This is a genomic window from Clostridium brassicae (genome assembly GCF_026738875.1).
Lineage (GTDB): Bacteria > Bacillota > Clostridia > Clostridiales > Clostridiaceae > Clostridium_H > Clostridium_H brassicae.
On the sequence record NZ_JAPQFJ010000021.1, the window covers coordinates 17,093 to 29,189 of the forward strand.

8 protein-coding genes are annotated in these 12,097 nt (G+C 28.9%); 3 read left to right on the top strand and 5 right to left on the bottom strand.

The features are described from left to right. Positions 1–36 precede the first annotated feature (36 nt). Both OW729_RS16155 and ftsH read right to left on the bottom strand, forming a co-directional pair. Positions 37–2,166, bottom strand: a complete 2,130-nt coding sequence (locus tag OW729_RS16155) for a HelD family protein (protein WP_268062589.1) — start codon at positions 2,164–2,166, stop codon at positions 37–39. Between the two features lie 95 nt (positions 2,167–2,261). Then, positions 2,262–4,292, bottom strand: a complete 2,031-nt coding sequence (ftsH, locus tag OW729_RS16160) for an ATP-dependent zinc metalloprotease FtsH (RefSeq protein ID WP_268062590.1) — start codon at positions 4,290–4,292, stop codon at positions 2,262–2,264. A 732-nt stretch (positions 4,293–5,024) separates the two neighbouring features. On the opposite strand from ftsH, the gene OW729_RS16165 reads away from it, so the two are divergent. The 3 genes from OW729_RS16165 to OW729_RS16175 all read left to right on the top strand — a co-directional run bounded on the left by OW729_RS16165 (position 5,025) and on the right by OW729_RS16175 (position 8,825). Beyond that, entirely contained in the window at positions 5,025–6,302 is a 1,278-nt protein-coding gene (locus OW729_RS16165) for a 2-hydroxyacyl-CoA dehydratase subunit D (protein ID WP_268062591.1), read from the top strand. Beyond that, the gene (locus OW729_RS16170; RefSeq protein WP_268062592.1) at positions 6,303–7,976 is read left to right on the top strand and encodes an acyl-CoA dehydratase activase; all 1,674 of its coding nucleotides are present in this window, start codon (positions 6,303–6,305) and stop codon (positions 7,974–7,976) included. Positions 7,977–8,249: 273 nt separating this feature from the next. Further along, complete coding sequence (locus tag OW729_RS16175; RefSeq protein WP_268062614.1) at positions 8,250–8,825, top strand: glycerol-3-phosphate responsive antiterminator; 576 nt, start codon at positions 8,250–8,252, stop codon at positions 8,823–8,825. A 143-nt stretch (positions 8,826–8,968) separates the two neighbouring features. On the opposite strand, the gene OW729_RS16180 is transcribed toward OW729_RS16175, so the two are convergent. From OW729_RS16180 to OW729_RS16190, 3 genes are read right to left on the bottom strand one after another with little or no spacing between them, the layout of a single operon-like run. Further along, entirely contained in the window at positions 8,969–9,334 is a 366-nt protein-coding gene (locus OW729_RS16180; RefSeq protein WP_268062593.1) for a DUF1667 domain-containing protein, read from the bottom strand. Between the two features lie 2 nt (positions 9,335–9,336). After that, the gene (locus OW729_RS16185) at positions 9,337–10,593 is read right to left on the bottom strand and encodes an NAD(P)/FAD-dependent oxidoreductase (protein WP_268062594.1); all 1,257 of its coding nucleotides are present in this window, start codon (positions 10,591–10,593) and stop codon (positions 9,337–9,339) included. Between the two features lie 20 nt (positions 10,594–10,613). Beyond that, on the bottom strand, positions 10,614–12,056 hold the full coding sequence (locus OW729_RS16190) for an NAD(P)/FAD-dependent oxidoreductase (RefSeq protein ID WP_268062595.1): 1,443 nt from the start codon (positions 12,054–12,056) through the stop codon (positions 10,614–10,616). Between the last annotated feature and the right edge of the window lie 41 nt (positions 12,057–12,097).

Sequence of the window (12,097 nt, forward strand, 5' to 3'; positions counted from 1 at the left end):
GATTCAATTCTAGAATTGAATCCATGTTTTTATTACTTATTTGAACTTAATATTGTAAACATAAAGCTTGTGCAAAGCTCTTGTTGCCATAACATACATTAACTTATCTTCTTTAATCATTTGGTTATTTTCACAATTTATAATAATAGCAGCATCAAATTCTAAACCTTTTGCATAATAAGCTGGTATAACTACCCCACCTTTATTATAAATTATTTCTTCACTATCTATTAGTTTTATTCCAATTTTTCTGTTTACAAGAGAATATACTTTTTTTGCTTGTTCCTTATTTTTGCATATTAAAGCTATACTTTCAAACCCTTCACTATTCAATTTACCAAGGACATTCTCAATTTCTTTTATAAACTCTTCTTTTGAATTTATATATTTATCAATAACTAAATCTCCACTTCTAACTAATGGAACTATTTTATCATCGTCAAGATACTTATTTGCATATTCCATAATTTCCTTAGTTGATCTATAGCTCTTGTTTAAATTAAAATACTCTACATTTTCTAATATGCCATTAAGATTTAGCATAGGTATTTCTCCTAATACAGGAATTAGTCGTTGGTTTTTATCACCTACAATAGTAAAAGCCTTACACTTCGTTAACTCTTTAATAACTATAAGTTGAAGCAAACTATAATCTTGGGCCTCATCTATCACAACATGTTTTATTTCCTCATTTAGTTTTAATCCTTCTAACTTTAGCTTTAAATATAAAATTGGTGCTAAATCATCTATAGTAAGTATCTTATTACTATTTAAGTTATTATATAAATCTATAACTTTCTCATTATCTAACCATTGAAGAGATTTCTTTGCAATCATAGCATTTTTTATAACTTTTCTAATTTTAAGCTTTCTCTTAAATATTAGCTCAGATCCTTCTAAATTTTTCTTCTCTTCATCCATTTTAGCTAAAGATTCTTTGTACCATTTTTCAATTTCTCTTACCTTCTCATCTCTTTTATCTCTTATCTTAGCAAAAAGTATTCTCTTTATTTTTTTACTTCTTCTAAACAACGGCATATTTTCATAATAATCAAATAAATCCTTTATTGCCTCTTTAGGAACTATTACATTATTCTCAAAAACAAGATCCTGTATTATAAAATAGCTTTTATTTAAAACTTCAATAAACTTATCTAACTCTTTCATATATCCTTCAGATGTTTTAAAAAGAACTTCTTTTATAAATTCTTCATCTTTATTTATTATTTTTTCCATATACTCTCTAAATTCCATAATAGTCTTTAAATCTAAAATTTCCATTGCAAAGTCTCTAAAAGTTTGCTGCCTAACCCCTATTTCACCTAAACTAGGAAGAACAGTTGATATGTATTCCATAAATATACTGTTAGGTCCTAGTATAAGCACCTTATCTTGTAGAATGTTTCTATAATTATAAAGTAAATATGCTACTCTATGAAGAGCTATTGTTGTCTTTCCGCTCCCTGCTATTCCGTCTACAACTATAGTTTTATCTTTTGGTTGTCTTATCAAATCATCTTGCTCTTGCTGAATTGTCATTATTATATCTTTTAACTTGTCCTCTGCATTTTTACTTAAAACCATTTGAAGTATCTCATCTTTTACATCTATTTCAGAATCAAACATACCAATAAGATTTTCTTTTTTTATTATAAATTGTCTTTTGCCATTTACATCTACTTTAATTTTTCCTAGAGGAGCATTATATTCTACCTCACCTAATTTACCAGCATAAAATAAAGATGATATAGGAGCTCTCCAATCCACGACTACAGGCTCGTAAGCTTCCTCTGGAGTAACACCAAATCTACCTACATATATAGAATCTTCTCCTTGAATCTCCTTTTCTTCAAAAGTCACTTTTCCAAAGTAAGGTGATGGTTGCAATATTGTATATTCTTTTAGCTTCCTATCTATAGACTTAAAACTTTCTTCTCTTACAAATCTCTCATGATCAAAATATTCTATTAACTTATCTTCGTCATCTCTATATTCTTCTACAGCATTCTTTCTAGTATCTATTAAATGCTGTGTAATATTTTTCCTCTTTTCAATACAGTTTATTATCTCTTCTTTTATTATATTAATAGTGTCATTTAATCTATTTTTTTCAAACTCTAATTGTATTTCTTTTTGTATTTCTTTTTCAAAATCATTATTTTTCATTCAATCATCTCTTTCTAAAAAAATTTAATACAATACATATAATTATAGTACAATACATTGTGCATTGTACTATAGTTATATGGATATTATGTTTTTTATTCTTTAATTTTCTTGTCATCTTCTTGACTTTTATTATTAATTTCTTCCTTAATTTCTTCCTTAATTTCTTTATTATCTTCCTCTTTTTTCTCATCATTATCATCTTTTTTAATTTGTGGATAGTATTCTTCTTTAATTTTTTCTTTATTTTCCTCAATATATTCATTCTTGATTTCACTATTATTATCTTTTTTCTCTTTTTTTGATGGTATCTCAGGATATACTTCTCTAACCATATCCATGAATTCATCTCCCATTAAGGTTTCTTTTTCAATAAGTCTTTCAGTAATATTAGTTAATAATTCTCTATTGTCTTCTAATATTTTAATAGCTTTGTTATGAGATTCTTTTATTATTCTTAACATTTCTTCATCTATAAAAGCTGCTGTTTGAGCACTACAATTTCTAATAGGTCTACCATCTAAATATCTGTTAGAAACAGACTCTAAGGCCATCATATCAAATCTTTCAGTCATACCATATATAGTAACCATATTTCTTGCAGTTTGAGTTGCTTTTTCTATATCATTTGAAGCACCCGTAGATATTGTGTTAAATTCTACTTCCTCTGCAGCTCTACCTCCAAGCATTACAGTTATCTTATCCATCATTTCTTCTTTACTTACAAGATATTTTTCTTCTTCTGGAAGTTGCATAGTATAACCTAATGCTCCCATTGTTCTTGGTATAATAGTTATCTTATGAACAGGATCTGTATGTTTTAATAAAGCAGCAACTAATGCATGACCAACTTCATGAAAAGCAACCGTTCTTTTTTCTTTAGTGGACATTATCCTATCTTTTTTCTCTTTACCAGCGATAATTATTTCAACGGCTTCCTCTAAATCTTCTTGTATAACTTCTTTTCTGCCTTTTTTAACTGCTAAAAGAGCTGCTTCATTTACTATATTAGCAAGGTCTGCCCCTACTGCTCCTGGCGTTGATCTTGCAACAGATTCTAAATTAACCTCATTAGACATTTTTACTTCTTTTGCATGAACTTTAAGTATAGCTTCTCTACCTTTTAAATCCGGTGTATCAACAATAACTCTTCTATCGAATCTACCTGGTCTTAGCAAAGCTTTATCCAAAATCTCTGGTCTATTTGTTGCTGCTAGAATTACAACCCCTTTAGAAGCATCGAACCCATCCATTTGAGCAAGAAGCTGATTTAATGTTTGTTCCCTTTCATCATTTCCTCCGCCTACTCCATTGTCTCTACTTTTTCCTATAGCATCTATTTCGTCAATGAATACTATACAAGGAGCCTTTTCTTCTGCTTGCTTAAATAAATCTCTAACTCTAGCGGCACCCATTCCTACAAACATTTCGACAAAGCTAGATCCGGATATAGAGAAAAACGGTACCTTAGCTTCTCCTGCAACTGCTTTTGCAAGAAGTGTTTTACCTGTTCCTGGAGGTCCTACTAAAAGAGCTCCTTTAGGAAGTTTTGCTCCTATTTCCGTATACCTTTCTGGCCTATGTAAAAAGTCCACAATTTCTACTAACGATTCCTTAGCTTCATCTTGACCTGCTACATCTTCAAAAGTTTTTCCTGTTTCACTTTCAGCATAAATTTTTGCGTTATTCTTTCCAAAAGACATAACACCATTACCCATTCTTTTTTCCATACTTCCAAATATTATTCTACCTATAACCATAAATACTAGTAATGGCAATACCCATTCCAAGAAAAAGTTCATGAAAGGATTTTGGTTTTTTACAGGCCCATCGTATTTTACTCCTGCTGCCTTTAATTTCACTAGTAAATCAGATGCATTAAGCTTTTCAATATTTGCAGTATAAAGTATCTTTTTATTTTCTACTCCTGGCTTAGGAACAACTATAAGCTGATTATCTGTTATTTGGACTTCTTCAATTTTTTTCTGTGAAAGCATTTGTTCAAATTCACTATATTTTATATGTTCTGTTCCAAAGCTCCTCATTACAGAGTTTAATATTATAAGTAAAATTAAAACACCTGTAACATAGTAAATTAAGTATTTCAGTTTTTTGTTGTTAAACATCCTACATCCTCCTATAAAAATAACTAAAAATCTAAATTAGCGTTTATTACTATAATCTACATAAAATCATGTCATATTTTACAAAACAAATAATACACATATTTAATATCACTTTTTACCTACTACATCTAACTATATATTATCTATTATTGACATAATTTCTTATAAATTATCAACATCTAATTTATAAAATTTAGATATTTTAGCAAACTGTAAAACTAATATTCATTTAAAACTTTCTATAATTAATTTAAACATTTTTCTACAATAAATTAATTAATATAGTTATTATACATTTAATATTGACTAGCTACAAGTATTAACATTTAGCCCTTATGTCTCATATAAAAAAAACAAACAAAATAAATTTGATATATATCAATAAACATACTATTTTTATGAAATTCATTAATATATTAATATATTAATATAAATAATGCTAATACTTTTATTGACATTGAAATAAACAAATAATACAATATAAAGTATAGGTAAAGATTTTAAATTGTACTACTAATAAACAAGAAATTTCTATATATTTTAAATCGTAAGTTCGTAACAAAACATAAGTCATACATGGATCCAGAAATCTTGTATTTCCCTCCCACATCCATGTATGGCGTTTTTTATTTTAATTTATATGAAATCTGGAATTATTTCTCATCTGTTCTGCTATAATAAATTATGAATCAAGCTATTAATAATTTATTATTATATTAAGGAAGTGTTTATGTGGATATTGTTAAAAGATATGGAAATTTAATTAAAAAATCTATGTATAATCCCCAAACTGCTTTAAACTTAATAAAAACTGGTCTATCTCTTGAAAAACTAAGGGTTTCTAAATTTAGAGATAAACATTTACCTCCTTCTCTTCAATATCTCAATAAAATATGTATTCAATATATATTAGAACCACTCCGAAATCCTAATAATTGTGGCTTAGTCAATCTTTTTGCTCCAACTGAAATACTTCATGCTATGGGTATTTATCCTTTATTTATTGAAGCATTTTCTTCATTTTTATCTGGTTTTACATGCGAAGATTATTTTATAGATTATGCCTCAAATTGTGGATTTTCAGAAACTCTGTGCTCATATCATAAGGCTTTCTTAGGAGCTATAGATTCAGGACTTATATCTAAACCGTCTTTTGCAGTTACTTCTTCTATGATCTGTGATGCTAATATAAATACCTTTAGACATTGCTCACACAACTATAATATACCTTTTTACATTATAGATATACCTTATGAATATAACAAAGATACTGAATCATATGTTGCAAATCAAATAAAAGAAATGGTATGTATGATAGAAGACGCCATGAGCAAAAGTTTAGATGTAAACAAGTTGAAAGAAATTTTAATATTAGAAAACTCTACTTTATATTATAGGAAATTATTCTATAATAAACTTAAAACAAAGTATTTTCCAAATACACTTACTTTAGAAATGTATAAACTTTTCACTTCTCATGTTGCCCTTGGTAGAAAAGAAACTTATAAATTTTACAAAATGCAATCAGAAGATATCCAATACTTTAATAGAACATCATGTAAAAAAATTTTATGGGTACATCTTCTGCCTTTTTATCATAAAACATTAAAAGATTACTTTAACTTAAGTCGAGAGTATCAGCTTTTAACTTGTGATTTTAGTTTTGATTATATGGAGGAATTAGACTATAATAATCCATTTAATGCCTTAGCAAAAAAAATGCTTTTAAATCAATACAATGGTAGCTTTGAAAAAAAAGCTAAAAACATACTAAAAACTGCTAAAGTACTTGATGCAGATGCTGTAATAAACTTCTGTCATTGGGGGTGTAAGCAATCTACTGGTGGAACTATGATCCTAAAAGATTTATTAAAAGAAAATAATATTCCATTCTTATCTATTGATGGAGATGGAGTGGACAGACGTAATACTCAAGACGGTCAGATAAAAACTAGGGTAGAAGCTTTTCTAGAAATAATAGACACAACCCAAAGAAAGAAGGTTATATAAATGATAGGTTATGTATGTAAATATACTCCTATAGAGATTTTAGAGAGCTTTGGGGAAGAAGTAATAAAAATAGACCCTTACATAACAAATTTTCATAATTCCGATACATTAATGCACCCAAATATGTGTTTTTATTGTAAGTCTGTTTTAGAGTTTTGCTTAAAAAAACAAATAAAAGAATTAGTGCTTGTAAATTGCTGTGATAGTATAAGACGTTTATATGATGTACTAAAGTTTCAAAATAACTTTAACTTTATCCACATAATTGACATTCCTAAGAAGAATTCTTGTTGCTCCATAGAATTATTTAAAAAAGAAATATTTAAATTAATTAACCACTACGAGCATTACAGTAAAAAAATATTTAATGAAAAAGAATTTAAAAAAATTGTAAATAATAAAAACAATGATATAAATAATAGAACTAGCACTTCTCTTAAGCTTGCTATTATGGGAGCTAGATGTAAAAATTCTTTAATAGAATATATTGAAAAACTCAGCAATGCACAAGTCTATAATTTTACATGTACCTCTAACTATGGGCTTTACAATAACATCTATAATGATGTAGATATTCTAACTCAATATGCTAAAAATATATTAAATTACTTCCCTTGTCTTAGAATGGCCGACATAGATAAACGTAATTCTATTTTAAAAGAAAATTTTTCAGGTATAATTTATCACACAATTAAATTTTGCGATTTTTACTCCTATGAATATTCAAATTTAAAAAATAACATAGATGTTCCTATGATTAAAATAGAAACAGATTATAGTGAACAAAGTGAAGGTCAAATTAGGACGAGAATAGAAGCTTTTATAGAATCCTTAAATAAGTTTTCCACATCTGTTGAAAAAAATTATTCATCACCTGTTAATAAAGTGCACAAAAATAAATTTGCTCTTGGAATTGATAGTGGTTCAACTTCTACTAATGCTGTAATTATAGATGAAAATAAGTCAATAGTTTCTTTTTCTATTGTAAAAACAAGTTCTAAAAGCTCCATAGGCGTAGAAAAAGCCCTTAATGAAGTTCTAAAAAAATCAGAACTATGTATAGAAGATTTATGCTATATAGTATCTACAGGATATGGAAGAGTGAGTATACCTTTTGCAGATCAAACAGTAACAGAAATAACTTGTCATGCTAAAGGAGCTAACTTTTTAAATTCAAATATTAGAACTATAATAGACATTGGTGGACAAGATAGCAAAGCTATTAAAATAGATAGTGAGGGTAATGTTAAAGATTTTGCTATGAATGACAAATGTGCTGCTGGCACAGGTAGATTTTTAGAAATGATGTCTAGAACTCTTGAAGTATCTATAGATACAATGGGCTCTCTTTCATTAAAACACAAAGAAAATATAGATATAACAAGTATGTGCAGTGTTTTTGCAGAATCTGAAGTAATCTCTCTCATAGCTGAAAACAAAGAAAAAAGTGATATAATATATGGTATTTGTAATTCTATTGCAAATAGGACCCTTTCTTTAATAGATAGGGTTAAACGTGAAGAAGGTTTTATGATGACTGGTGGAGTAGCTAAAAATATAGGAGTTGTTCAGTGCTTAGAAAAAAAACTCAATCATAAAATATTTATTCCTAAAGAACCTGAAATCATTGGTGCCTTAGGTGCAGCACTTATAGCATTAGAAAAATCCTCTTAGATTCTATACAGTTATAATTTATTGTAAAATTTCAATAAATTTCAATCAAAATAAATTTTGCTCTTTTTATTATAATAAAAAATATGTATAATAATTATATAGTACTGTATATACTTTTACCTTACAAGAAATTTTATTAAATTAACTTTACTAAGGCTCAGATGAAGTTTTATTCTAACAAATCTATATCATCTGAGCCTAAAAAAATATTTAATAGTATATTTAAAACTACATTTTTTAAATCAAATTTGAGAACAAGATTAGATGAAGGGAGTGGGCTATTTGAAAAAAGCTTTTTTTGACAGAATACAAATTAATCCTATAATAGCAGCAGTTAAAGATATTAGTAAGTTAGACAAGGCAATTGCATCACCCTGTGAAATAGTTTTTCTACTTACAGGAGATATATTTAATTTAAAAGAAATCGTTAGCAAAGTTAAAAGTAAAGGTAAATGTATATTTATACACATAGATTTAATAGACGGTTTTTCTAGAAATGTTACTGCCTTAAAATATATTCATGAAAATATAAAACCTGATGGAATAATATCTACAAAATCAACCTTAATAAAAGCTGCAAAAGACATGAATATGTTTGCAATTCAAAGGTTTTTTATAATCGATTCTCTTTCTTTAAATAATGCTATCGAATCACTAAAAACTATTCGCCCAGATGCAGCAGAAATTTTGCCCGGGATCATGGGTAAAATAACCTATACTATAAATAAACAAACTAACAGACCTGTAATAGCAGGTGGTCTAATAAAAGATAAGGAAGACGTAATTCAAAGTATTAAAGCTGGTGCTATTGGAATCTCAACAACGGATGAGAAAATTTGGGAAATGTAATAAAGTCCTCAATGAAAAATTAATTTTTCATTGAGGACTTATTCTTTTATTCAAATGTTTTATGACATAAGAAAGAAATTTCTCATTCATTAGAAACTGACAACTGTAAGCTGTTAGTTGAATAATATTGCATTTCAGCATTATTATACTGCAACAACCTTTTTAGTAGATATAATATTTACTCCAGTATCAGCTACATTTTCTACAATTATATCACCTATATTTACAGGGGCACTTACCTTTACTCCCTTTAAAGCTTTTACGCATTGAAAAATCTTATCTTTTGGTACATCATGTTCTGTCTTTACAGAAAGAACTTCCATATCTCCACCCTCAACCAATACAGATGAAGTTACTATTCTAGTAGGATTTGTACATTCTTTTTCTGCATAAGACTTACCTCTTGGACATACATTTCCTTTAACACTTTTAACCTCATTACCTTCCATTTCAACTTCAAGTTGGCATCCCATAGGACAGCCTATACATATTAGTTCCCTTATAGACATCTTTACTCACCTTCCACTTTAATAGTTATACTCTTGCAGTTAGGATATTTTTCAAAAATACTCTTAGTTATCTTAACTGTTTCCATTTCACCTGGAGCTAAAACTTTCTTCTTTCTGTGTATTTCTCTTTTATCATCAAAATACACAGATATATAACTATCCGTAAATACATTTCTAACTCTAAATCTTACATCTACATTATCATCAACATTATTTCTATGAATTACTTTTGGAACTGTATAGCCAACTCCATCTTTTGCTATAAGCTCAATAATTTCTCCTTCTGCTCTTTTACCTTTAATATAATCAGCAGCATTTTTACCAGCCTTATAACTTTCCTCTGTAACAAAGTCAACCAAATCATGAACATGAAGCACGTTACCACAAGCAAATATTCCTTCTATATTAGTATGCATTCTTTCATCAACTTCCGGACCACCTGTTACCCCTAGCTTAACTTCTGCACTTTTTGAAAGTTCATTTTCAGGAAGTAATCCTACTGATAAAAGTAAGGTATCACACTTGATGTATTCTTCTGTTCCAGATATAGGTTTTAAATTTTCATCAACTTTTGCTATTGTAACTCCTGTTATTCTGTCTTTACCTTCTATATTAGTTATAGTATGAGATAATTTTAGTGGTATTCCATAGTCATCTAAACACTGAACAATATTTCTCTTAAGTCCACCTGAATAAGGCATAAGTTCTACTACTGCTTTAACTTTTGCCCCTTCAAAAGTCATTCTTCTTGCCATTATAAGTCCTATATCTCCAGAACCTAATATTACAACTTCTTTTCCTGGCATTTCACCTTCTATATTTACAAATTTCTGAGCAGTTCCTGCTGAAAATACTCCTGCACATCTGCTTCCTGGTATATTGATAGCTCCTCTTGGTCTTTCTCTACATCCCATAGCAAGAATTATCGCATGAGCATGTATCTCTATAATTCCATCTTCTTGATTAACTGCTGTTATAACTCTATCTCTAGTTATATCAAGTACCATTGTATTTAGTTTGTAAGGAATCTTCATTTCCTCAACTTTATCTATAAATCTTTGAGAATATTCCGGTCCAGTAAGCTCTTCCTTAAATGTATGAAGCCCAAAACCATTGTGGATACATTGATTTAGTATTCCTCCTAATCTCGAATCTCTTTCTAAAATCAATATATTTTCCATTCCTTCTTCTTTTGCCTTTATAGCAGCAGCAAGTCCTGCAGGACCTCCTCCAATTATAACTATATCGTATTCTTGCATATCAAGACCTCCAATGTGTTTTATTGAATACTATCCTTAATATTTTCCACTAAAAGATTAGATTTTCTTCCAAATTTAGTTACTTCTTCACGTGAAATGTTTAATTCTTCAGCTAAAATATCTACTATTCTATTTGAACAGAAACCAGATTGACATCTTCCCATTCCAGCTCTTGTTCTCCTTTTAACCCCATCTAAAGTTTTAGCTCCGATAGGTCTTCTAATAGCTTCTCTTATTTCCCCTTCAGTAACAGTTTCACATCTGCATACTATTTTGCCATAGCCCTTATCTTTTTTTATAATCTCTCTTCTTTCATCATTATTCATTTCTCTGAACTTAGGTATACTCTTTCTTATAGGATTAAAGTTCTCATTTTTTTCAGGAGATAATTTTTCTACAATAATATCTCTAACCATCTCTCCAATTGCAGGAGCACTTGTAAGCCCTGGTGATTCAATACCTATTACATTTATAAAGTTTTTTGCATCTTCTGCTTCTCCTATTATAAAATCACCATCAACTTCATGAGCTCTAAGGCCTGCAAAAGATGTGATAATCTGTCTCATAGGAACTTCTTTTATACTCATTTTAGATTTCTCTAATATTGATTCCATTATTTCTCTTGTTGTACTAACATCTTCCTTGTTTTCCATATTATTAGCACTTGGTCCAATAATTAAATTACCATCAACAGTTGGCGTTACCAAAACACCTTTTCCCATTTTAGTTGGAAGCTGGAATAAAGTTCTTGAAACAGTATTTCCTACTGATTTATCAAATAAACAATACTCTCCTCTTCTTGGTATTATGTGATATTTCTTTTCACTTACCATATTATTTAAATCGTCTCCAAAAACTCCAGCTGCATTTATAACTATTTTAGTTTCTATATCACCTTTACTAGTCTGTAAAACATATCTATCTTCTCTTTTTTCAATTCCATTTACTTGTGTTTCTAATTTAAATTCTACACCATTAGTACTCGCATTTTCTGCCAAAGCAATAGTAAGCTCGTAAGGACAAACTATTCCACCAGTAGGAAGTGTTAACGCTCCTACTACATGCTCTGATATATTAGGTTCTATTTTTAAAACTTCTTCTCTATTTATTACCCTCATAGTGTCAGGAACACCATTATTTATTCCTCTTTCTCTAAGCTCTTCTAATTCACCCATTTTATCTTTATCAAAACATAGAACTAAGGAACCATTTCTTTTGAAAGGAAATTCTAGTTCTTCTTGAAGCTTATCAAACATTTGATTTCCTCTTACATTTAATTTAGCTTTAAGTGTACCTGGCATTGGATCTTCTCCAGCATGTACAATTCCACTATTAGCCTTACTTGTTCCTGAAGCCACATCAATTTCTTTTTCAATAACACATGTTTTAAGATTATATTTTGATAATTCTCTTGCTATTGCACAGCCTGTAACCCCTGCCCCAATAATAGTAATATCAAACATATTATTCCTCCTTAATATCAACAAAAAAGAGAACCTTAATT